The organism is Chitinophaga sp. HK235, assembly GCF_018255755.1.
Classification (GTDB): domain Bacteria; phylum Bacteroidota; class Bacteroidia; order Chitinophagales; family Chitinophagaceae; genus Chitinophaga.
Genome location: NZ_CP073766.1, coordinates 6,597,542 through 6,621,706, shown reverse-complemented (window position 1 = coordinate 6,621,706; position 24,165 = coordinate 6,597,542). Strand labels below are relative to the sequence as shown.

Sequence of the window (24,165 nt, the reverse complement as noted above, 5' to 3'; positions counted from 1 at the left end):
CCCGGCCTTCCTCTTTTGACATTCAGGTTCAGGAAACAATACGCTCACTACACGATGTATTATTCCTTCACGTCTAAAAACGCAGCGAGATGACAACTTCATTTAAAAAACTGCTTACAGCAGGATCGGCAGGAAATGTTCATTCCGGAATAGCGGTGACGCTGGTCATGCTTTTAATGATGGCTACCAGTTGCCGCAGATGGCCCCCTAACGATTGTAACGATTGTGACTGTTTGTCGAAAGACTATAAACAAACTAATCTGGTGGCTGATAATGCAAGCTTTGGTGCCGCTCGTATCGACCCGCTTCTTGTCAATGCCTGGGGACTTGCAGTGAGCCCTTCCGGTGCTTTCTGGATTTCTACCAACAACCCAGAAATTAGTCCTCTTTTTCAACATAGTGTTATTTATGATAAAGACGGGAACCAACTGAGGAAACCCGTGATAATCCCTGCTACCGAAGGTGCCCGTCGGACCGGCGTTGTGTTCAACCATACCAGCGGCTTTGGTGGCGCCCATTTCATCTTTGCGATAGATGATGGTACCTTTGTATCCTGGGTATCCGGTGATACTGGAGTTTACCATACTGCCCGCTTTAATGACAAGGCTGTTTACACAGGCATTGCCATCGCCAGTGATAGTGGCAAATCATATATTTACGCTGCCAATTTCCGCGATGGAACGATAGATGTATTTGACACGGCTTTCAAATATATTCCGTACAAACAATTCCGTGATCCGAATATTCCGGCCGGCTTTGCTCCATTTAATATCCGGAACATCGACGGTTTACTGTATGTTACCTACGCTAAGCAGAAACTCCCCCAAAAAAGAGTTGACGAGGCAGGCCCTGGCAATGGATATGTAAATATTTTCAGATCGGATGGCTCCCTGGTAAGAAGGTTTGCTTCCCAGGGCACGCTCAACTCCCCATGGGGTATTACAGAAGGCTGTAGCGACTTTGGTGATGATGTGATCCTGATCGGCAACTTCGGCGATGGCCGTATCAATGCTTATAGTGCAAGCGGCACTTTCCTCGGACAACTCAGGAAAGACAATGCTCCGCTGACGATTGATGGATTATTGGCACTTGAAGGCCATGTGACCGGCGCCGGTAATAAAATATTTTTCACCGCAAGCCCTAATGGCGGATTACACGGCCTCTTTGGTTATCTACAGCAGAACGAACTTCCACAGAAATAACAATGTTATAACGGCCGGGTGTGACAAAGCACCCGGCTTTCTTTTTTAAAAATTCATTTTCAGACAGGCAATGATGACCAGCGTCACTGTTATGATGGCGCCAATGGTACGAACCATATTGAGCCGGTTCCATGGCTTTTCGAAACGGGCGCGTTGTGCTGCTATCTCTGCGGCATCCCCCTGCAGCGATACTTTGTCCAGCGCATTGTTGAGCGGTACATTACCAGCTGCGGTTACCCCAAAAACACCAGCCAGGTAAATGATAGTCGCCGCCAGCAGGCACCAGCCGCTTACTGTTGCGCCCTGCCGGAAGACCAGCCAGGTACTTAAAGGCAGCAAAAATACCGGGCCCATAAAACCAATGAAAAAAACCGGATTGAGGATCACTCTGTTGATAGACTGCATAGCTGCCATATAGCAGGTGTCAGACAAACGGCCCAGCCCCGGATTTACCGAACAGGAATAGGCATAAAAAAGCCCAGCCATCAATGCTGCAGTAAGCGCCGTTATCACCAATAAAAAAAATAGCATAAGAAAAGTAACAGGATTTAGGTTGTGTTTAAAGATAGACAACCTGCATAAAACAAACGGCTGAAATTTTCTACTCGCAGAAAATTTCAGCCGTTTGTTTTTTTATTATGCCTGGTTATTACCAGCCTGGTGTTTGTTTATAAGCGCCGTTGGTGCGGGCAATTTCGTCCGGACTGATAGGCCACGCCATATGTTTGTCCGGGTTAAAGTTGCGGGCAGGCCAAACCTCCTTGATGGTATAAGGAGAAGCCGGATCTTCGCGGTTGGCATGTATACGGCCATGCAGTGGCGCATTGATTTTAGCATAGTCACCCCATCTTTTAAGATCATGGAAGCGGTCGGTCCATTCACAAGCCAGCTCCACGCGACGTTCGTGTTTAAGATCGTTCATTGTAGGGGTGGCCACGGGAGCGAGTCCTACACGGGTCCTTACTTCATTGAGTGGTGCAGCAGCTTCCCCTGCCCTGCCCTGTTCGATCAGGGCTTCTGCTTTAAACAACAGGATTTCTGCATACCGGATCAGCGGCAGGCTCAATGCTGTAGTTGGATAATCAGGGTTAGAGCTTGCGAAGGTATTGGAACTCATGTCACCATTTGAACCGTAGCTATATGGTTCCATATACTTGTTCATCTGGAAACCGGACAGACTGTTGGTTGAAGTATATAATTTCTCCTGTCCGATATAGGTAAATTTGTCACCAAATTTGAGGATGGTCACTTCCCTTCTGGGATCATTGGCTTCATATTCTTCATACAGCTCTTCCGTAGGCTGGAAATAACCCCAACCATTGTATTTAAGCCATCCTTTGTTTTCCAGTACTACACCGGGGAACTCTGAACCACCCTGCATACCGGAGGTTACAGACCAGATATATTCAGATGACCAGTTGTTGGCCACACTGAAAACAGCCTGATAGTTTTGTTTTCCACTGGCTTTGCCGGTGATAAGGGCGCGATGTCCTTCATCGCGGATTTTGTCGCACAAAGCCGGCACCAGTTGCCATTTGGTTTTATCGAACTGTGCCCAGTAAGCATATACTTTTACCATGTAGGCCCAGGCAGCGGCTTTATGCGCACGGCCTTTATCAGCATCACCATAGGATTCAAACAATGGCAGCAGGTCTGCTGCTTTCTGCAGGTCGCTGATAATCTGTGCGTAGTTGTCGGTCACAGATGCCAGTTGTGGAGGAATGCGTTTGCCATATTCCGCATTCTCCGGTCCATCAAAAGGTACGCCCTGGTTTTTATGGCCCCACATATAAGCGATCCAGAAATGCGCAAAACCACGCATAAAATAGGCTTCTCCCAGTGATTGTTTTTTTACGGCATCCGATACATTCACTGCAGACTGAATACCCTGGATGGCCTGGTTGGCTTTACTGATAGTACCGTATAAACGTTTCCATCCTTCAGCGAGATAATCTTCCCGGCCAGTGGGAATAAAATTCTTGATATTTTCTCCGTTGGCTTTTACCCTGCCTACAATCAGATCATCGCTGGCATCCTGTACCCAGAAGAGGTCCCTTCCCCAGGTTTCTTCACTTTTCATTTCGATATACAGCGCAGCAGTGGCTTTACGGAGATCATTATCGCTTTGCCAGAAGAAAGCTGTAGAAGGTGCGCCATTAGGTTTGGTGTCCACCCACTTATCAGTACAGCCGCTTCCGCCGGCCATCAGCGCTATCAGAACGGGTATATAAATATTTCTCTTTTTCATGATTGTTGAGTTGATCAGAATTTAACATTAAGGCCCAGCGAATACACACGGGATACGGGGAACTGTCCGCCATCGAGGCCTACACCGCCTACTTCAGGGTCCATTCCGGAATATTTGGTAAAGGTGAGGAGGTTGTCACCGCTGAAGTATACACGAAGACCCTGGTTCCAGCGCATCTTGTTGAAGGTGTAGCCTATCAGCAGGTTTTTCAGGCGCAGGTAGTTACCATTTTCCAGATACCAGTCAGAAGCTGTCTGGAAGTTTTTGTTGGCATCCTGTGAAGATATGCGGGGGATATTGGAGCCGGCATTATCAGGAGACCAGGCATCCAGTATTTTGTCCCAGCGATTGTAGCCCTGTTCAGCTCCATTGAGAGTGCTCTGCTTAAAGGCATTGAATAGTTTCACGCCACCTACACCCTGCAGGAAGAGGCTCAGGTCGAAGTTTTTCCAGGTAAAGCTGGCGGTAAAGCCATAAGTCAGTTTAGGGAAGGCATTGCCCATATACACTCTGTCGGCATCATCAATTTTTCCGTCGCCGTTCTGGTCCACGAATTTCAGGTCACCGGCTTTGGCATTGGGTTGTATTTTCTGTCCGTTTTTCGTGTAGGCGTTAGCTTCAGCATCTGACTGGAAAATACCGGCAGACTGTATCAGCCAATAGGAGTAATAAGGTTGTCCTACCTGGGAGCGGTAAGGAGACAATACATTTCTCCAGCTGTCGTTGTGTATCCAGAAAGAGTTGGGGTTATCATCGATATATAACACCCGGTTTTTCAGGGTAGCCATATTAGCACTCAGGTCATAACCTACTGTACCTATTTTATCGTGCCAGCTCACTGCCACTTCGATGCCTTTGTTACCTATTTCACCCTGGTTGATCTGCGGGGCTTTGAGGCCGAAAGTGCCCGGCCAGTAAGTGTCCTGCTGTTTGATGAGATCAAAGGTACGTTTGTCGAAATAATCAGCGGTGATGTTGAGGCGTTGTTTGAGCAGGCTGATATCGATACCGATATCTGTTTGCTGAGATGTTTCCCAGGTGAGGTTAGGATTGTTCTGAACTTCGGTGAACAGTGCGTTTACACGGGGGGCACCATTTCCGATCTGATAGGTATAATTATCTTTCAGTTTAGGATAACCGTAGTAGCGGTCAACGGAGCCGATATTACCGATGCGGCCCCAGCTCGCCCTGATTTTTACCAGGTCTACTGCAGGTACATGGAAGAATGGTTCAGAGCTGATTTTCCAGGCGGCTGTTACACCGGGGAAACCTTTGGCGCGGTTACCAACAGCCAGTCGGCCGGCGATATCATAACGGTAGCTACCGGTTACGAAATAACGGTCGGCCCAGCTATAGGAGATTCTTCCTACATAAGAAGCGTTGCGGTCTTTCCATTCATCATCCGTTGGACGGTCCTGGTCGAATATACCGGCGTTCACAAAAAAACGTGCCCAGTCAGATTCATTTTCGAAGCTTCTGGCAGCAGCGGTGAAGTTGCGGTTGCCTGCTTCCTGTGCTGTCATAGACACCATCGCACCGATGTTGTGTCTTTTGAGGATCTTGTTGTAGTTCAGTGTATTTTCCCAGATCCAGGAATATTCTTTATCGGTGGAATAGGACAGTCTGTTTTGTGCATTTGTTTTTCCGGGCTCCAGTCTTTTAGGCTCAAAGTTTTTCCAGAGGCCGTTTTTCTGGCGATAGGCAAAGCGGGATAAATAGCTCAGACCGGGGATGATATCAGATACGTTGAGTTCTGTTACAGACTGCAGGTCACTTTTTTTGTTGTAAGGCTGGTTGCGGAGCAGTGTTGCTACCGGATTAACAACATCTCCATGGACGCCGAGGTATTTGGAATCAATGGGACCAACGCCGCCGAAAGAGCCGTCTGCATAATAAGGGGTGGCAGAGCGGGGCATGTAGATGGAGGAGAGGATAACGCCGGTGTAGCCGCTGGCTGTTTCCGCATCTCTGTTATCGTTGTTGTTCCAGAAGATATCCTGCCGCAGTTTCACTTTTTTGGTCAATTCGTAGTTGGCATTAAAGCGCAGGGAGATATTCTTGTTATAAGTATTGAGGAGGGTCCCTTCTTCGTTTTCATAGCGGGCCTGCAGGAGGGTGGAGAATTTCTCTGTACCTGCATTTACGCTGATGTTATGACGTTGTATCATGCCGGTGCGGAATATTTCCTTCATCCAGTCGGTACGGGTCACCTGGGCATAAGGGTTCAAGGAAGCATCCCATCCGGGCAGTGGTGGCTGGCCGGCATTGGTATAGGCCAGGTTGGACACTTTCGCTTCATCTTCAGCCTTAAGGGATTGCAGGGTGCGCCATGCCTGTTTGGCACCAACAAAGCCGGTGTACTGTACGTTGGGTTGTCCTTTGGTAGCCTGGCGGGTAGTCACGAGGATTACACCGGAAGCACCGGAGAATGCACCGTAGATAGCTGCGGAAGCCGCATCTTTTAATACCGTGATGGATTCCACATCGGCCGGGTTATAAGGTGCGTTGGGCACACCGTCTACTACATAGAGTACACTTTCTTTACCACGGGAGCCTACACCACGGATCACCACATTATTGGATTCGCTGGTATGGCCACCATTGCTTACTACGGTGATGCCAGGCACTTTACCCTGGATCATGTTGGCCACATCGAGTACCGGGCGTTCTTTGATTTGTTTCATATCGGGTACTACGGCTACGGCAGCGGAGAGATCTCCTTTTTTGGCGGTGCCATATCCTACCACTACTACTTCATTCAGGGAGCTGTTGCTGGTTTTGAGTACCAGGTCGATGTGATTGTTATTGCCGGGAGTGAGTTCTGTTGTCTGATAGCCCACATAACTGAAACTCAGTACGGGGTTTTCGGTATCCACGGTGATTTCGTAGCGTCCGTCGACATCGGTGATAGCTCTGTTTTTAGTGCCTTTTACCCAAACGGTCACGCCGGGGATAGGTTCTTTATTTTCGGTGGTTACGCGGCCGGTAATTTTATGTGCTGCGATCTGTTTACCGGAGGTAGTTGTTTCCTGTTGTTGTTGTCTTTTGCGGAGCAGGATTGCTTTCTCGCTAACGCTGTACTCTATATCAGACTGATTGCTCAGCAGATGCAGCGCTTCGTTGAGGGTGATATTATCTGTTTTGAGGTTTTTGATGGTGATGCCATCAAAGTCTTGTTTAACATAGTTGAAAGTGAAGCTGCTCTGGTTGCTTAATGCTTTTAGCACCTGCGAAAGGGAAGCGCTGGAAACGTCCAGTTTAACCTTTTCGTTCAGGTTGTTCTGTCCAAAGCCGAAGGTGGCAGGGAGCAGGCAGCAACCCAGCAACAGGGCGCGTTTGATGCCAGACATGGCATGCCCGCCGCTGCGGACCTGTTGGTCCGAGACTGTAAATTTCCTTTTCATATTAAAGTTGTTTTCGGAGTGTTGTAGCTTTTTTAAAAAATGGTCACCTCTCTATCGGAAATTTTATACTGTTTACGACTGATGTAACATATGTTGTCCAGCATTCTGGTGAAGCTGTCTGTTTTAAATATGACTGTAATATTCTTTTGTATGTCTGTTGTATTTTTCCATTTTACGGAATAACCATGGCGGTCGCAGAGCCTGGTGACCGCATCTTTCAGCGGGATGTCGGTGGCGGTGAAGGCGCCGTCTTTCCAGGCAGCTACCTTGGCGGCATCTGTTTCACTGATATGCATCAACGTTTCTCCGCTGTTGTAAGCGGCGGCATAGCCGGGTTTTAATACAGTGGCCGCGGATTTGTTTTTACGGGCTTCCACCTGTACTTTACCCTGCAGGAGAGATACCCTGGTCGTTTTTTCCGCTGCATAGGCTTCTACGTTGAACTGTGTGCCCAGTACGCGGATGGCCATATCCCGGGTATGGATGATGAAAGGATGTTTATCGCTGGCATGTACATCAAAAAAACCTTCACCCGTGAGCGTTATACTGCGTTCATGCTGATTAAAGTCTTTTTTCCAGGATACGGTAGCATAAGCATTCAGCCAGATATGAGAGCTATCGGGTAGTGTTACCTGTTTGATACCGGTGCTGTGATTGGAGATGGTCACCATGCCGTTTGGGGCCAGGCTGCCGGAGATGCGGGCAGGACTACCTTTCCACAGCCATGCGGTGCCTGCCATCAGCAGTATACTGGCTGCAGCAGACCACCTGATACCCGGGCGGCGCCACCAGGTCACAACAGCCGGAGGCAAAGCATTTCTGAAGCTGGCCAGGAACTGCTCCCTCAGCAGGTCTGCTTCCAGGGCAGACAAGTCAGGTGTCCCTTCTCCCAAACCATTATACCACCGGTCGAGGATCTCCAGTTCTTCAGGGCTGCATTTCCCTGCATGAAATTTTTCTAACAGGGCCTGCGCCCCTGGATATTTTTGTGGTGTCATCTACAGAAGAATACCCGGGAGCAAAAAAATGTTAACTACGCCAACGTTAAGGAATTGTAAACAACATCCAGGAGGTCACCAGACCGAGTGCCAGGGAAGGATTGGCTTTGATATGTGTTTTCACCTGTTTCAATGCCCGGCTGTATAATACACGGGCAGACGCCGGATCTATGTCCAATATGCCGGCAATCTGCTGATATGAATAATGATGACGGACTCTTAACGTCATCAGCTGCTGCTGACTGGGCGACAAAGTATCCAGGGCTTCGTTCAATACGGCTTCCTGCAGCCCATATAACTCTTCCTGGGCAAAGGTGCCGGGCGTATCCAGCGTATCCTGCAATAATGTTTCCAGCTGTTTCAGGTGGGCCTGGTAACGGCCATTGGTGCGGTAGTATTTAAATATGCGGAGTTTCAGCGCATGTAACAAATAAAACTCAAGACCTTCATCTTTCGGAGCTGTATCCCATTTCTCCCATAAAGAAAGAAAAATGTCCTGCACAATATCAAACGCATCGTGTGCATTGGTTTTGGCCACCGCAATGGCCAGGAGCTTGTTCCAGTAAGCAGCCACAGATTGCTCAAAAGCCAGCCGATCTGCCACAGTGCCCGCTTTACAGGAAGTAATTGGTTTATGCACGGTCATAAAAAGGAAATATAACTGTCACAACAAAAGTAATCGTTCAATATTACGTGGATATTAAGTTTATGCCGGTTGGCGCCCCCTACCTGCTTTATCGTTGTTTTCTAAACTATCGACCTTTCTATAAATATATTAAATAAGATTATAAAGTACAATAAGTAATTTTCTTCTTTTATCGGTCATTGAATATAAATTCCCAATAAAAATTCTATAAAAAAAGGCCAGTAAAATACTGACCTTTAAACTATTCCATCACTTCAGCTTTATCATCTCTCCCCTCTTTATTTTTGCTTTTTCCTAATGCATACCCTCCTCCGGCACTAATTATTGCTGTTGTAATAATTTCTAAAATCCTCATTGCTATCTCTTGTTTGTTTAAATAAACACAGTATATAAATACTCCTGAAACAATAAGTAGTGCGACGAGAATAAAAGACAAAACGACAACCTTGTTTTGAAAGTTAAACTTAGGAGAGGATTGTAAATACTGACCTTGTAATTTTAAATTTTCTTTTGATAGTTCATAATTTTGCTGCATCTCCAAACGCCGAAGCTGCATTTCATCCTGCCTGATTTTCAATTCCTCTTTCTGATTATTCAGCCAACTCATCATTGCAGCCTCTGTAATCTGAGGTGACATTTGGTGATGATTGTTAGTATTTGTTCCTGGGGGTGAGTTTGAAGTCATTCCTGAATGAATTTTTTAATTTCACCCGAACATATCCAGTCACCTGCCCACTTCCCAACTTTGGTGGTATAAATCTGGCGGAAACTATAGCTGCGCTATTCTGCTCAAACAATTTGACATATGCCCGCGGAGAAAGTAATAACTCATCATGGATTTTAATCTTTCCTGGTACTTGGAACATAACTGCAAAATTTCGGGTGTAATGTTAACAAAAAAATGTGGCTATACTATTAATTACTGGTCTTATTCACTGACAGCTGAGGCTTTTATTCCTTCAGATGGCAGGAAAGAAGTTGCCTGTAGTTATACTCTACATAACAAAAAACAAACACTAAAGTGGTATCGATAACAGCAAATTTATTCGTAAGGCAACATATAACGGATTATTGCAGGACCTTTGTAGCGGAACATTTAATTCAGGAAGATGGAATATGACGTGATCATCATCGGAGGAGGCCAGAGTGCACTGGCGGTAGCTTATTATCTCAGGCGTACGTCTCTGCGTTATTTGCTATTGGACGGTGAAGCCCGGCCGGGTGGTGCCTGGCAGCATACCTGGCATTCCCTGTCATTGTTCTCTCCGGCGCAATGGAGCTCACTACCCGGCGTATTCATGCCGGGCGGGCAACAGCATTATCCCAGCCGTGATGAAACCATCCACTATCTGCAGGAATATGAAAACCGGTACCAGTTTCCGGTCCAAAGGCCGGTGAAAGTATTGAGCGTAGAAAAAGAAGGGAACATTTACCTCCTGCAAACAACTGCCGGCAGCTACCGTGCACGCGCAGTGGTGAGTGCTACCGGTAGTTTTGCCAATCCGTACATACCGGATATTCCCGGCAAAGACCTGTTCCTGGGCCACATTTTGCATTCCTCCCAATACCGGGAACCCGGCGTTTTTAGCGGACAACGGGTAGCCATTGTAGGCGAAGGTAATTCCGGTGCACAACTGCTCGCTGATATATCACCAGTGGCCGACACCCTGTGGATCACGCGACAGGCACCCGAATTTCTACCGGACCATATTGATGGTAAATATCTTTTTGATGCAGCTACCATGCAATATGAAGCCATGCAGCAGGGGAAAGACTTTCAACGTCCTTCTCTTGGCCATATTGTGATGGTACCTTCCGTTAAGACAGCCAGGGCCAACGGTGTGTACCAACACTATCTACCCTCCTTCGACTATTTCTATTCCGAAGGAATTGGCTGGAAAGATGGGAAAAAAGAAATAGCCGATGCCGTTATATTCTGTACCGGCTTCCGGCCTTCACTGGAACATCTTCGTCCACTGGGTATTATCCATCCCAATGGAAGAATAGAAACCAAAGGCACCAGGGCCAGCACCATAGCAGGTCTGTGGCTGGTAGGCTACGGACAATGGACCGGCTTTGCCTCCGCCACCCTGATCGGTGTAGGCAGGACAGCCCGTCAGACCGTTGATGAGCTCAACAACTATCTGCAACAACCATAATAACCGGTTATTGCAGCCGGATGGTTTGCTCCGTTGCTTTTGTAAATTCAGCCTTCAGGTCCAGCTTAGTGAGTTTGGAATTGTCCAGTTTGTACACCAGTACAAACTCCATATCCGTGATATTGATAAAACTGGAATACAGGGTACCGTACTCCCGATGATGAGGGCCCATGGCTTTGGGTTGCACAGCCCTGGCCGCAATGTTTCCTACTTCTTTGAGCCCCACCGGTTTTCCACCGGCCTGTAGTTGTTTCACCGCAGCCTCCATCGCAGCATAACGCGGACAGGGATAATTTCCTTTTTCCTTATCGGTTAACAGGAAGTTGGTTGCCATCAGCACATTGTCTTTAATATTGATCAGGTTTCTTTTGCCATCCACCCATTCCACCACCGTGGCATGTCCAAACCTGTCTCCCAACAACATATGACCATCTGTGAGCGCTACCTTCTTTTCTTCCAGTAGCGCAAGCGCTTCTTCTACGGTCCTGCAACGGGCCAGTATCTCATCGCCCAGGTTGCCGGAAGGATTACGGTATCCCTTTATCCGCTGCTCCAGCGGTGTGGTAGCACCATCAAAAAACAAACCTGCTTCATTCACGCCTCCCTGCGCCCTGTCATTCCATCCGTACCATAGCCGCGCCAGCTGATTGTCTTTATGCGGAAGAATTTTAATATAAGGGTTTACATCATACCAATAGTCTTCATTATTCACTGCATAAATCTTTCCCGTTTGTGTATCTATATAATACAAAATAGAACAGGCTGCAGCAGGAAATATTCCTGCAAACAAACAAAGCCAGCAAAGCAGGAGGAAAGGTTTCATGTTGTGAGGTTATTTCAGTGAATTTAAATATTAATTCCCTTCTTCTTCCCGAACACTGTTGACTCACGATAAATTTCACCATCTTTTTTCGGTATGCGGTAAAGAGAATCATTAGCTTTACTCCACACATTTCCTTCATGAAAAAATATGCCTCCGCTTTTACCCTATTGGCGTTACTGCTGTCAATAGCCGTTACCGCCCAACAGCAGCCCCAAGCCTATTCCCTGGTTCATTCCACTGCAAACCCAAAACACGTTGACAGCATAAAAACCGCTATCCGCGGGATAGACGAGCATGTTTTTCAACCTTATCAGTTCAGGACTGTCAAATACCGGTTACTCACACCACTGCCTGCTGATCGCAACAAACGTTACCCGCTGGTGCTGGTACTGCATGGCTCCGGAGCAGTGGGCACAGACAATATCAGCCAGCTGGGCATCCTCGCTAAGATGTGGGCCAGGCAGGATATCCGGAAGGACTACCCTGCATATGTAGTAGCACCGCAGTTTCCGGAGCGTTCATCCAATTATGTGATGGATAGCAGTCGGGGGGTGCTGGTATCTGTACCCGGTCCCAATACCAATACGGTGTTACAACTCATTGATTCCTTAAAGAAAGTATTGCCTGTGGATGCCCGCAGGATTTATGTGATAGGCTTTTCGATGGGAGCATCCAGTGTTTACAACAGCATTGGCCTGCGGCCAGATCTCTTTGCGGCCGGGGTGGCTGTTTCCGGCATACCCGATTTCAACCATCTGCCGGCGCTGGCTGCCACGCCATTATGGACTATCCATGGCAATGCAGACTATGAAAATCCATTCCGCACGGATTCCTTATTGCGTCATACGCTGCACGGCAGCCGGCTGCGCTTCTGGGAAGCAGACCAGCTGGGCCATGAGATATATAGTGAACTTTATACCACGGCGATATTACCGGCGTGGTTGTTTGGTCATCGGCGTTAATGCCTGATCAGCCCAAGATCCAGTGAATAGGGCGGTTGGCCGTTCATCAGTCCTTTCAGATAAAGGGTAATGGTACCTCTGTCGGAGAGTTTCACGCGGGGAATGTCCAGAATAGTTTCTGCGATGTCTCCATGGAGCTGTTTTACTTTCACCTGGTAGACACCTCCTTTTATCGGTTTGAAACCGGCTACATCAGCGGGTTTGCGGATAGTGGCCAGGTAAGGCATGGGGCTTGCCGTGAGACGTACACTGTCTGTTTCTTTAAAGATATCCACCAGTACAGGGGCCGCATCGGGAGAAAGATGCAGAAAACGTACCTGAGCCTGACCTACGGCCGGCGCCGGTATATTATCGGGTACCAGGGAATAGTTAAGCCTGGAAGGGCTACCCTGGAGTGTATCATAAATAAAAAGAGAATATTTTTTTCCCTGTTCCACGCACAGGTTGTCGGCTATCACCACTTTACCATCTTGGGTTTCCACCATCAGGTCATCTGTTTCGAGTGTGGTAATACTTCTGTAGGCGTTACCATAACGGTTACTATAGCTGCCGTAGGGAAGTTTGTTCACCCGTTTTCTGTCGTTATATACTACGTTTACCGGGCCCGCCTGGGGAGCCGCATTGACAGCCATCAGCAACGCCTGCTGGGCTGCAGGCTTGCTTTTATCTTCTTCACAGGATAAAAGCGCAACAACAGCAAAAACAGCTAACAGCAAGGTCTTCTTTTCCATGATCATCCATTAAGTACAAAATGCAGGCCTGACACTACATTTAAAAAAAGGGCAAAAATAGTTAATCCCTACTCATAAGACATTAAAAAAAAGAAGCCCCCCTATTGCTTATCATTTATTTAACAGGCATCTGAGATTAAAACGCTCTCATCCTGGATTAGAATCCTTTAATCCAGCGCTAAATATTCAGCAGTCCCCTTAATTTAGCCCCACATTACTATTATGAATATCTTATTGATAGAAGACGAACCTAGAGTAGCAGCGTTTATCAGAAAAGGACTGGAAGCACATCAACATACGGTGACTGTAGCATACGACGGACAGGACGGTTGCCATGTAGCCATGCAGTATGATTATGACCTGGTGATACTGGACCGGCTCCTGCCTACCTTACATGGACTGGAAGTATGCAGACGCATCAAATCCCTTAAAAAGGGCCTGCCGATATTAATGCTCACTGCGTTGGGAACGGTCAGGGACAAAGTACAGGGCTTCGAAAGCGGCGCCGATGATTATATGCCCAAACCCTTTCATTTCGACGAGCTGCTGGCACGCATCAATGCGCTGCACCGCCGTGGACACACTATAACTCCCGCGGCAGTGTACCGTGTGGCCGACCTGGAACTGAACTGTTATAACCGTACCGTTTTCCGGGATAATAGGGAGATCTTTTTAACCGTAAAAGAGTTCTCCCTGCTGGAAGTGCTGATCACCAATAAAAACAGGGTGCTCTCCCGCGCGCATATGGCAGAAACAGTATGGGGCATTGACTTTAACAGAGGTACCAACCTCATAGATGTATATATCAATTACCTCCGCGCCAAAGTGGACAAAGGTTTCTCTAAACCACTCATCCATACCGTTATTGGCGTAGGGTATGTATTGAGAGAAATGTAACAATATGACTGTAAGAAACAGGTTATCCCTGCAATTCACTTTTCTGTTTGCCGTGCTCCTCCTCATCCTGCTGGCCGGCATCTATTCCCTGGTGGAAAGAAACCGTAAAATCAGCTTTTACGATAAACTGGAAGACCGGGCCATGACCGTGGCCCAGTTTTATCTGGCAGAAGATAACCTTTCGCAGGAAGGTTTTCTCGCAGTCTTAAAAAAATATCCCCGCTCCCTCAACCAGGAAGTAATCAGAATTTACAACAACCAGTTTGAACCGGTATTTATCAAAGAAGATACCGTACGCTGGGATAAGGCCACCCTGCAACAGGTGGTCAACCAGAAACGGATGCGCTTCACCCGCAATGGACAGCAGGCATGCGCCATCTACTATGTAGACAACTCCGGTAACTTCATCATCGTAGCCACTGCCGCAGACAGCAACGGTATCGAAAACATGCGGAAGCTGGGCTGGATCATGAGTATAGCTTTTCTGCTATCATTACTGATTACGTATATACTGGGCCGTATTTTCTCCCGCATGGCCCTGAGCCCTATCAACCACGTCATCGATAATGTAAGGACCATCCGGGCCACCAGCCTGGATAAACGATTACATGTCAATGCTCACAAAACAGATGAAATAGATGAGTTATCCATCACCATCAATCATCTGCTCGAACACCTGGAACAGTCATTTGAAGCACAACGGGTATTTATCGCCAACGCTTCACATGAGCTGAGAACGCCTATCACCGCCATTTTGGGAGAAGCTGAAATTGCCCTGCTGCAGAACAGAAACACCGAAGAATATAAAACCACACTACGCAATGTAGTGGAAGACGCCACCAAACTCACCAGCCTTATCAGCAGCCTGCTGGAGCTGGCCCAGGCCAATATGGACAACAACGACCTACAACAGGTAAGCATGAACGAACTACTGTGGGAAGTGGTGGATGAATGGAGCAACAACGGGCATTATCCCGTAAAAATAGCCTTCCGGTTTGGTTTGGATGTATCGAGGGTAACCATGCAGGGACATCGCCATTTGTTGTTTCTCGCATTAAGCAATGTCGTTAAAAACGCCATTAAGTTTTCTGCCGGAGAAGAAGTATACTGCGAATTAAATGCCACCGATACACAGATCCATGTTACCGTCAGTGACAAAGGCATCGGTATCCCGGAAGGAGAAACAGAAAAAATATTCCGTCCGTTTTATCGCAGCGCCAATGCCATGTCCTTTGCGGGTTTTGGCATCGGACTTTCTCTCACAGAAAAAATTGTACGCCTGCACAATGGCACTATTCACGTGCATTCTGCTTCCGGCACAGGCACTACGTTTCGCTTTGTGTTTCCCAAATAAATTAAGAACAACATCATACTATACACGAAGACCCTGGCTACTATAAAATACGCCAGGGTCTTCGCATGTTTATTACAATTCCAAACTTTTCCCACATTAAAATTTCCTAATGGCTTTCTAACGGTTTCCGCGCCTGATCTTAATTCCCCTCTAATGTGGTGCAGCTAGTTTTGCATTCGTATTCAACAGCCTATCTCTTACTTATTAATTACACGATTAATTATGCAGATCAAATCTATTTTCTTGTTTGTAGTCCTGCTGGTGGTATCCATTACCGGTATGGCCCAGCAACGGACCATTAAAGGTACGGTCATAGACTCGCTCACGCAGCAGCCATTGATCGGTGTGAGCGTGTCTGTGCCAGGCACTCCCAATGGCGTGGTAACAGATGCCAACGGCCATTATACCATTATGATGCCGGGAGGAAAAAACAATCTCCGGTTTTCGTATATTGGTTACAGTGACCTATCCGTGAAAGCCATCTCCGGCAGCGATGTAATGGATATATCTCTTTCTTCCGCATCACAGGCGCTTACAGGAGTAGTGATCACCGGTTACACCCAGCAAAGCAAATCCCGCACCACCGGCGCTGTCACCAGTCTACCTGCTGCCGTGACCACACAGGCACCGGTAGCCTCTTTCGATGTGATGCTACAGGGACGTGCACCTGGGTTATATGTTGGCACCCCTACCGGTCAACCTGGCGAAGCGGGCAGGGTATCTATCCGCGGCCTCGGCTCTATCAACGGAGATGTCAACCCTTTATATGTGGTAGATGGTGTGCCCGTAGCCAACAATTCTTTCGCTGCCCTCAACGCGGAAGACTTTGAAACCATACACGTATTAAAAGATGCAGCTGCCACCGCACAATACGGCTCCAGAGCCGCCAATGGCGTAATCGTCATCACCACCAAAAAAGGAAAAGCCTGGGAAGATGGAAAAGTGCGGGTCAACTACCGCGGCCAGTACGGTGTTTCCAACCTCAACAGCTCTAAATGGGATATGATGAACACCGATCAGCGGCTGCAGTTTGAAGAAATACTGCAAGACCCTAGCATGCCGGGATGGGCTTATTCCAAAAACAATCCCAACAAACTGGTGAACGGCGCGCTGGTACCTAAAACAGCAGAAGACTTTGCCTTTGGCACCCAATACCTCGACAGCCTCCGGCAGATCAACACCGACTGGCGCAAACACCTGTTACGCCAGGGTCGCATCCAGACACATTCCCTGAATGTTTCCGGTGGTAATGAAAAAACAACTTTCTATCTGTCCGGTGGTTATTTCAATCAGCAAGGCATTGCACTTAATTCAGGCCTGGAGCGTTACAGCCTGCGCGGCAACATACAAAACCGCAGCGGCAGATTTAAAACCACGCTGAACGTCGGTATCTCCACCGCTACCATCAAATACATACAGGATGAAGGTGTAGCAGAAGAAGGAGGCGCAGCTGTTGGTGGCGGTGGTATCACCGAAAAAAATCCTATTGCAGCCTTGTACTATGCATTACCCTATGAATCGCCTTATGGCAAGCCAGGCTCCGGCCGCTACGGTGCCAATGCACTCGACGCCTATGCCAACAGTCTGAAAAAAGATAACCAGATAAAAGGCGTAATGTCTTTGAATGAAACAGTAGACCTCAGCAAAGAATTTCAGTTAACCGGTACTGTTGGCATGGACTTCCAGCAGAACAACACCACTGAATACCTTACGCCTGATTCCTGGTATGGTAAACTGGTGAGCAACGGCAACCAGGGCTCTTATCAGAGAGGACTGAACAACCGGCTGGGACTCGTGGCCACCGGCGGATTACGCTATAACAAACAATGGGGTAAAAACCATGAAATAGAAGCCAACCTGTTATCCGAAATCAATAAAATCAAAGGTAACGGTTTCGGCTACACGGGTTATGGACTTGTTTCAGAACTGCCCGGTACCCCTGCTGGTATTACACCCGGCACACCGGACAACAACTTTATCCCCACCCTCAGCGGACAAACAACGCCCAACCGATTACTGGTATCACAGATTGGGCTGTTCCGTTATTCCTACGGTGACAAATATACGTTTTCCGCCAGCCTGCGCCGCGACGGGTCTTCCCAGGTGCCAGCCAACAACCGTTACAAATTCTTCTACGCCTTTGGCGGCAACTGGAACATCCTGGCAGAAGATTTTATGAAAGAAGTACATGCCTTCAGCACCCTGCGCCTGAGAGCCAGCTACGGCCTTACCGGCAATGCTGGTGGCTTTACCAGCGACTATGGTTTCAGGACTTTATACAGCCCCGCTGACTACAACGGTAATAAAACACTGGTTCCTATTACACCCGGCACCCCTGCCTACAACTGGGAGATGAACCGTATCGGCGACGTAGGTCTGGAGTTCGGTTTCTTCCGCAACAGGCTGCGTGGTGAAATAGATGTGTACAACCGTGTTACAGAAGGTTTGTTTGTAAACCGTAACCTCTCCATCACTACCGGCTTTGCTACGATAGCAGCCAATGCAGGCAAGGTGCGTAACCGCGGTATAGAGCTGATGCTGGAAGGTGATGCTATCAAAAACAGAGACTTCTCCCTTACCCTGGGCGTTAATCTGGCCTACAACAAAAACAAAATTCTGAGCCTGGGCGGAGAAGAACAGATCTTTGCCGACGAGGCCACTATGAACATGGTAGGCCGTCCGCTGGGCAGCTTCTACGCCGTACGCTGGAAAGGAGTAGATCCGCAGACAGGTGCACCGATCTATCTGGATAAAGAAGGAAAAGAAACCAACACCTACAATCCCGATGATGCCGTACCGATGAAAGCCACCTACGATCCGCCACTGATCGGTGGTGCCACGATGAGTATCCGTTACAAACGTTTCGACCTGTCTATGCTGGTGAGCTTTATTCATGGCATGTCACGTCTCAACTATCCCGATCTGTATGCTCACTCCGGCAGTCCCAACTACCGCCAGTACAGCCAGTCTAAAGACATGCTCAGCATATGGCAGAAACCCGGTGACATCAGCCAGTATCCCGGCGCACAGTATCCCACTTATTTTACTTCCAGAAATGTGACCAGCGCAGATTATGTGAAGTTGCGCAATATCACCCTCGGATACAATGTGCCCATCCCTGCACGCATGACCGGCGCCATCCGCAATGTTAAAGTGTTTGCCAGCGGCCAGAACCTGCTGTCTGTCATGAAATGGCGTGGCTTTGATCCGGAAGATGCCAACGATATCGCGCAATACGAATACCCAATGCCCCGCACCATTACCGGTGGTATCAATGTAACCTTCTAAAACCTGAAATGTATATGACTTATTCCATCATAAAAAAGGCAGTGACTATTTGCACTGCCGCCACTTTCACGCTCTACTCCACCTCCTGCAATAAGATGCTGGATGTGAAACCTACCGACCAGGTAGATGGTAATGAAATCTTCAATTCACTGACAACTGTCAACCGCGCCGTACTCGGCGTTTACGCCGGCTGGCAACCGGAATCCACCTTACGCATCGGATCCGTGATGGCAGACGAATGCAGGATAGGATTAAAGAATGCCGGTGTGAACGGCTCCGCCCAAAACCTGTTCAGATGGTCGTTTGCCGGTGGTGATACTGAAATCGCCGCCCCCTGGACCAATGCGTACCAGGTGATCAACCGCGTGAACCGTGTCCTGGAAGGATTGGACAAAGTGCCTGTTCACAACGATACAGAAAAACAGCAGCAACAACAACTGCGTGGTGAATTGCTTGCCATCCGCGCATTTGAACACTTTGAGCTGTACCGCAATTTCAGTTACGCCGGTGTATACCAGGCCGATGCGCCCGCAGTGCCTTACGTAACCAGCCCTGACATCGACAACAAGCCGGCCAGGCCCACTGCAGCTGAGTTTTTTCAGCAACTGCACAAAGACCTCGATGCAGCCACCACCCTCACAGGTGATAGCGAAGACGTGACACGCATGGGCATTCAGGCCGTTTATGCACTGCAGGCACGCGTAGCATTATACACCGGCAACTGGACAGCGGCCGCAGAAAACGCCACCAAAGCCATTGGTAAGTTCCACCTTGCCAGCCGCGCTGAATTCCCGGCTATCTGGACAGACGCGAGCAATGCGGAAATAATCTTCAAACTCAAACGTACCAACCTCAGTGAACTGCGCCCCGGCGATATCTGGAAAAACGCCGGCATCGGCATCGTATACTTCGCTCCTTCCACTAAACTGTTACAGGCTTACGATGAAGAGAACGACATCCGCTACAACAGCTATTTTGACAACGATGCTGCACTGGCCGCAGATGGACAGCTGGCAGATGTCGTAAAAAAATATGCAGGTGCAGAAGGCGCTGAAAACCGCAACGATGTGAAAGTATTCCGCGTATCAGAAATGTACCTCATCCGCGCGGAAGCATATCAACACCTGAGCCGCCTGGCGGAAGCGACAGAAGACCTGAATACGCTGCGCCTCGCCCGTATCAAGGGATACGAAACACAAACCTACACCGATTCTAAAAAATTACTGAACGACATACTGGTGGAAAGATTCCGGGAACTGCCCTTTGAAGGGCACCGGTACTACGACCTGAAAAGACTGGGATTACCTATACAAAGGGATGAAGCAGACCTGCAATCCGGAGATACACAGACAGACCTGTTACCTTCCGCACTGTATTACTACCTGCCTATCCCGCAGTCAGAAGTATTGAGTAATCCAAACATTAAACCCAACAACAAGGGTTGGTAAGCGATCAACGGACGTAATCGAAAAATGGGGCTTTATTAACAGAAATAGGAATATGACGGGGGCGGTTTTCTACCGCCCCTTATTTTTTTATATGGCGGAAAACGCCTCTCATTTGTCGTTTTCACACACGATGTATACAAAGGAAGCGCTGTAAGTTTGCATTATCGAAAACAATTAAACTCTATACATATGTCTACCGAAAACAAAAACACCATCTCCGTAGAAAGCACTATTCATGCGCCTGTAGAAAAAGTATGGGAATACTGGACCGCACCAGAGCATATTACCCAATGGTGCTTTGCGACACCAGAATGGCATGCACCGGAAGCACAAAATGATGTTCGTACCGGTGGTAAATTCAGCACTACCATGGCTGCCAGAGACGGTAGCTTCAGCTTCGATTTCGGCGGTGTATATACCGATGTAAAAGAACATGAACTGATCGAATACGCCCTTACTGACAACAGAAAGGTAAAAATCACTTTCAGCGCAGAAGGTGACAACACCAAAGTAGTGGAAACATTTGATCCGGAAGATACCAATCCGCTGGAAATGCAACGCGGCGGCTGGCAGGCTATCCTGGATAACTTCCGTAAATATACCGAAGCAAATTAATGGCCCATGTCCGGAATGCACTGTTGCTGCTGCATTCCGGACATGACTATACAAACGGAACCTCTTCCAGCCGTTTCCTCGTATATTCGAGACCGGTAGTATAGATAGCATCGAATTTTCCGAAGTCGAACATACCGAACTTTCCTAACCCTGCCGGCTCTACGAAATAGCTGCACAACATTTTACTTTTCTGTACCGGCTCCCGGATAGCCATGTGCAAGGTCCGCTCTACATTGGCCATAAACCCACCTGCCGGATCATAAGGTGTAAGCGGATTGACGTGTACCCCAATCACATCTTTGTATTGATGCAGCAAAGGCTCTACCGGCAGATTGCCGGAAAGTCCGCCGTCCACATAAGCCACTCCTTCAATATCCACCGGCTGAAACAGCAACGGAATGGAAGATGCCGCCAGGATAGCCGGTATCAACGGACCGCTGTTGAAAATAGCCTGTTCACCTGTGACAAAATTGGTAGCCGTAATATACAAGGGAAGCGGCAGCGATTCGAAAGTAGTATGCCGCAGCGTTTTCTGCAGCACCTGTTCTACCTTCTTCAACGACAAAAAACCGGAACGCCAGTTTTTCCATTCCATAGATAGTCCCAGCTTATGTTGCTGAAAGATCGTTCTCACCTCATCGGTCTGATAACCATCGCAGATGAAGGCCGCAGCGATAGAACCAGCACTGGTGGCTGCAATAGCTTCGGGAAAAATCTGTTTTTCGGCAAAGGCTTTTAATACACCCAGGTGGGCATAACCGCGGGCACCACCACCAGACAAAACAAAAGGACGCAGCACAGGTACTTGGGATAAGATTGAATTCATGCACTCAATATAAAAAAATTTAATACACCGAAACATTTCCCCCGTTCGTTTCCGGACAAACGGCTGTCCATATACGAACACCGGTTTCGGTTCCAGCCCTGTAATACAGGCACTTTAACAGGTGGCAATGTTATTGTATATTCCCATTCCGACCAATTACCCTGTTATGCTGCTCAACTACCTGAAAATTGCCTGGCGAAACCTGAACAAAAACCGGTTTTACACCCTGATCAATGTACTAGGGCTGGCACTGGCCACCGCAGCGTTTCTGCTGATTATTCACTACGTAAGGTTTGAATACAGCTACGAAAATTTTTATACCCATGCAGATGATATATACCGGGTAACCATTGATCGGTACAAGGGCGCCGAATTTGTGGTAACGGACTGTGAAACCCACTATCCGCTGGGACCGATGATGAAAAAAGACATGCCGGAAGTGAAAGATTATGCGCGCCTGCAATCTATGGGAGAGTTCCAGGAGATCAGACAGGGAAATAAAGTTATCCGGATAAACCGGCTCTATGCCGCCGATCCTTCCATATTCAGCATTTTTAATTACCGGTTTATTGACGGAGATCCGGCCACTGCCCTGAGCAGCCCTTTTCAGGTAGTGCTCACCGAATCCTCCGCCAGAAAGCTCTTTGGCCGGACCGATGTAAAAGGCCGGACCCTGCAAACCCAAAACAAGGTATTTACCATCAGCGGTATCATTCACGATCTGCCTGAAAATACCCACCTGAAAATCAATGTGCTCTTCTCCTATGCATCATTGCCCACCACCATCAACGCCGATCTCGACTCCTGGCAAGGCAACAATACCTACACCTATGTGCAGCTGATGCCCCACAGCAGCCTTATTACACTCAATGAAAAACTGAAGAAACTATCCAGGGAAAAAATAAAAGAGAACATTTTCACGGCCCAACCTATCAAGGACATTCATCTGTTCTCGCATAAAACCTTTGAACCTGAAACCAACGGTGATATTAAGACGGTTCGTTTTCTACTGGTAACGGCCCTGCTTATTCTTCTGATAGGTTCTGTTAACTATATCAATCTGACTACCGCCCGTTCTTCCGAAAGAGTAAGGGAAACCGGTATGCGCAAGGCTTTAGGTTCCTCCAGGGGAATGCTGGTAGGGCAGTTTATGATCGAAACCGTGATGATCAACCTGCTGGCTATGGGCTGCGCCCTCGTATTGATCAACTTGTTTTTACCTCTTTATTACAATCTGGCAGACAGATCTGCAGATACCGGATTTTTCACTGATCCGCTGTTTTGGGCAATGGTCGCGGGTTTGTTTGTACTCAACTGTCTGCTTTCCGGTATTTATCCGGCGGTGGTATTGTCGGGTGTTCAGCCGGTGAGTGTTACCAAACGTACCTTTACCGGGACTGTTAAAGGCGTTATATTCAGAAAGGCACTGGTGACCGGGCAGTTTACTGCAGCGTTGGTGGTGCTTTCTGCTTCACTGATCGTATACCGGCAACTGGCTTATCTCCGCAGCCAGTCAATCGGCCTTCATACCGAACAGGTATTGGAGGTTATTGGTACTTACAATGAACAGGATAGTATCCTGCAAAAGGAAGCAGTGGCCTTTAAAAATGCGCTGTTGCAGCTGCCGCAGGTACAACAGGTGTCAGTTTCCACGGCTATTCCGGGTATAGAACTCAACATGCTCAGTACAACCATCGGTATCAGTCAGTATGGCTCCAATACCGGCCAGGGATACAACTTCTACATGTACGGCATTGATGCCGGCTTTGTTCCAACTATGAGTATCAAAATGGCAGCCGGACGCAATTTTATAGCTGGCAGCACTAATGGTGGCGATGCGGTGATCAACAAAGAGGCAGCCCGGCTGCTGGGTTTCAGCAGCCCAGAAGCGGCCATCGGCGGTAAGTTATCTATGCCCTTCTCCAGGGAAAAGAAATACTCCACCATTGTAGGTGTAACAGAAGATTACCACCAACAATCACTCAAAGACGCACTACGCCCCATGATACACTGGTACCAGGAATCAGGGCTTTTTTATTCCATAAAAGTTAAAACGGCTGATATGCCTGCTACCGTAGCACAGATCAGGCGTGTATGGGAACAGCAGCATCCCGGCTATCCTTTTGAATACCGCTTCCTCGATGACCTGTACAACCAACAGTATAAAGGAGATCAACAATTTGGTAAGATCGTGGAGATATTTTCTTTCTTTACCTTGTTTATCACCTGTCTGGGCATTCTGGGGCTAACCGCTTTCAGTATCACCAAACGTACCAAGGAAATCGGTATCCGCAAGGTGCTGGGGGCTTCCGCGGCACATATCACCGGGCTTCTTTCCAAAGATTTTATTTATCTGATACTCATCGCCACCGTAATTTCCACACCACTCACCTGGGTGGTGATGAACCACTGGCTGGACAATTTCGCTTACCGTACAACGATCTCCGGGTGGATATTCTGTGCGTCAGGATTGCTGACGTTGCTGATAGCCCTGATCACCATTAGCTTTCAGACGATCAGGGCGGCACTGGCCAATCCGGTGCAGTCACTGAAATCAGAGTAAC

18 protein-coding genes are annotated in these 24,165 nt (G+C 48.0%); 9 read left to right on the top strand and 9 right to left on the bottom strand.

Annotated features, from left to right (window positions below; all coding sequences use genetic code 11):
• The first annotated feature begins 89 nt into the window (after nt 1-89).
• On the top strand, nt 90-1,202 hold the full coding sequence (locus KD145_RS25190; RefSeq protein ID WP_212002597.1) for a TIGR03118 family protein: 1,113 nt from the start codon (nt 90-92) through the stop codon (nt 1,200-1,202).
• A gap of 45 nt (nt 1,203-1,247) precedes the next feature.
• Here the strand turns inward: KD145_RS25190 and KD145_RS25185 are convergent, their stop codons facing one another.
• The 6 genes from KD145_RS25185 to KD145_RS25160 all read right to left on the bottom strand — a co-directional run bounded on the left by KD145_RS25185 (nt 1,248) and on the right by KD145_RS25160 (nt 9,183).
• On the bottom strand, nt 1,248-1,733 hold the full coding sequence (locus tag KD145_RS25185) for a DUF1772 domain-containing protein (RefSeq protein WP_212002596.1): 486 nt from the start codon (nt 1,731-1,733) through the stop codon (nt 1,248-1,250).
• A 118-nt stretch (nt 1,734-1,851) separates the two neighbouring features.
• Complete coding sequence (locus KD145_RS25180; protein ID WP_212002595.1) at nt 1,852-3,450, bottom strand: RagB/SusD family nutrient uptake outer membrane protein; 1,599 nt, start codon at nt 3,448-3,450, stop codon at nt 1,852-1,854.
• A 14-nt stretch (nt 3,451-3,464) separates the two neighbouring features.
• Complete coding sequence (locus tag KD145_RS25175; RefSeq protein ID WP_249219553.1) at nt 3,465-6,854, bottom strand: TonB-dependent receptor; 3,390 nt, start codon at nt 6,852-6,854, stop codon at nt 3,465-3,467.
• A gap of 32 nt (nt 6,855-6,886) precedes the next feature.
• Nucleotides 6,887-7,852, bottom strand: a complete 966-nt coding sequence (locus KD145_RS25170; RefSeq protein ID WP_212002594.1) for a FecR family protein — start codon at nt 7,850-7,852, stop codon at nt 6,887-6,889.
• Nucleotides 7,853-7,898: 46 nt separating this feature from the next.
• Nucleotides 7,899-8,498 carry an RNA polymerase sigma factor gene (locus KD145_RS25165; RefSeq protein WP_212002593.1) on the bottom strand — a complete coding sequence of 200 codons (600 nt, stop codon included), beginning with the start codon at nt 8,496-8,498 and terminating at the stop codon, nt 7,899-7,901.
• A 241-nt stretch (nt 8,499-8,739) separates the two neighbouring features.
• Complete coding sequence (locus KD145_RS25160) at nt 8,740-9,183, bottom strand: hypothetical protein (RefSeq protein WP_212002592.1); 444 nt, start codon at nt 9,181-9,183, stop codon at nt 8,740-8,742.
• 424 nt (nt 9,184-9,607) lie between these two features.
• Here KD145_RS25160 and KD145_RS25155 point away from each other — a divergent pair, with 424 nt between their 5' ends.
• Entirely contained in the window at nt 9,608-10,657 is a 1,050-nt protein-coding gene (locus KD145_RS25155) for an ArsO family NAD(P)H-dependent flavin-containing monooxygenase (RefSeq protein WP_212002591.1), read from the top strand.
• Nucleotides 10,658-10,664: 7 nt separating this feature from the next.
• Here the strand turns inward: KD145_RS25155 and KD145_RS25150 are convergent, their stop codons facing one another.
• Nucleotides 10,665-11,480: a carcinine hydrolase/isopenicillin-N N-acyltransferase family protein gene (locus KD145_RS25150; protein ID WP_212002590.1), complete on the bottom strand. Its 816-nt coding sequence runs from the start codon at nt 11,478-11,480 to the stop codon at nt 10,665-10,667.
• 137 nt (nt 11,481-11,617) lie between these two features.
• On the opposite strand from KD145_RS25150, the gene KD145_RS25145 reads away from it, so the two are divergent.
• Nucleotides 11,618-12,442, top strand: coding sequence for a hypothetical protein (locus KD145_RS25145; protein ID WP_212002589.1), 825 nt, complete (start codon nt 11,618-11,620; stop codon nt 12,440-12,442).
• On the opposite strand, the gene KD145_RS25140 is transcribed toward KD145_RS25145, so the two are convergent.
• A complete protein-coding gene (locus KD145_RS25140; RefSeq protein WP_212002588.1) occupies nt 12,439-13,173 on the bottom strand; it encodes a DUF4397 domain-containing protein in 735 nt (244 codons plus the stop codon). The two genes, KD145_RS25145 and KD145_RS25140, sit on opposite strands and share 4 nt — an antisense overlap.
• Nucleotides 13,174-13,395: 222 nt before the next feature.
• Between KD145_RS25140 and KD145_RS25135 the strand changes: the two genes are divergently transcribed.
• The 5 genes from KD145_RS25135 to KD145_RS25115 all read left to right on the top strand — a co-directional run bounded on the left by KD145_RS25135 (nt 13,396) and on the right by KD145_RS25115 (nt 20,775).
• Entirely contained in the window at nt 13,396-14,070 is a 675-nt protein-coding gene (locus KD145_RS25135) for a response regulator transcription factor (RefSeq protein WP_249219551.1), read from the top strand.
• 4 nt (nt 14,071-14,074) lie between these two features.
• Nucleotides 14,075-15,424: a HAMP domain-containing sensor histidine kinase gene (locus tag KD145_RS25130; RefSeq protein WP_212002587.1), complete on the top strand. Its 1,350-nt coding sequence runs from the start codon at nt 14,075-14,077 to the stop codon at nt 15,422-15,424.
• 222 nt (nt 15,425-15,646) lie between these two features.
• Nucleotides 15,647-18,712 (top strand): SusC/RagA family TonB-linked outer membrane protein, encoded by a 3,066-nt coding sequence (locus tag KD145_RS25125; protein WP_212002586.1) that lies wholly within the window; start codon nt 15,647-15,649, stop codon nt 18,710-18,712.
• A 14-nt stretch (nt 18,713-18,726) separates the two neighbouring features.
• Entirely contained in the window at nt 18,727-20,160 is a 1,434-nt protein-coding gene (locus KD145_RS25120; RefSeq protein ID WP_212002585.1) for a RagB/SusD family nutrient uptake outer membrane protein, read from the top strand.
• A gap of 189 nt (nt 20,161-20,349) precedes the next feature.
• On the top strand, nt 20,350-20,775 hold the full coding sequence (locus KD145_RS25115; RefSeq protein WP_212002584.1) for an SRPBCC family protein: 426 nt from the start codon (nt 20,350-20,352) through the stop codon (nt 20,773-20,775).
• A 46-nt stretch (nt 20,776-20,821) separates the two neighbouring features.
• Here KD145_RS25115 and KD145_RS25110 read toward each other — a convergent pair whose 3' ends face one another.
• Nucleotides 20,822-21,601 (bottom strand): patatin-like phospholipase family protein, encoded by a 780-nt coding sequence (locus KD145_RS25110; RefSeq protein ID WP_212002583.1) that lies wholly within the window; start codon nt 21,599-21,601, stop codon nt 20,822-20,824.
• Between the two features lie 127 nt (nt 21,602-21,728).
• On the opposite strand from KD145_RS25110, the gene KD145_RS25105 reads away from it, so the two are divergent.
• Nucleotides 21,729-24,164, top strand: a complete 2,436-nt coding sequence (locus KD145_RS25105; RefSeq protein ID WP_212002582.1) for an ABC transporter permease — start codon at nt 21,729-21,731, stop codon at nt 24,162-24,164.
• Nucleotide 24,165 lies beyond the last annotated feature (1 nt).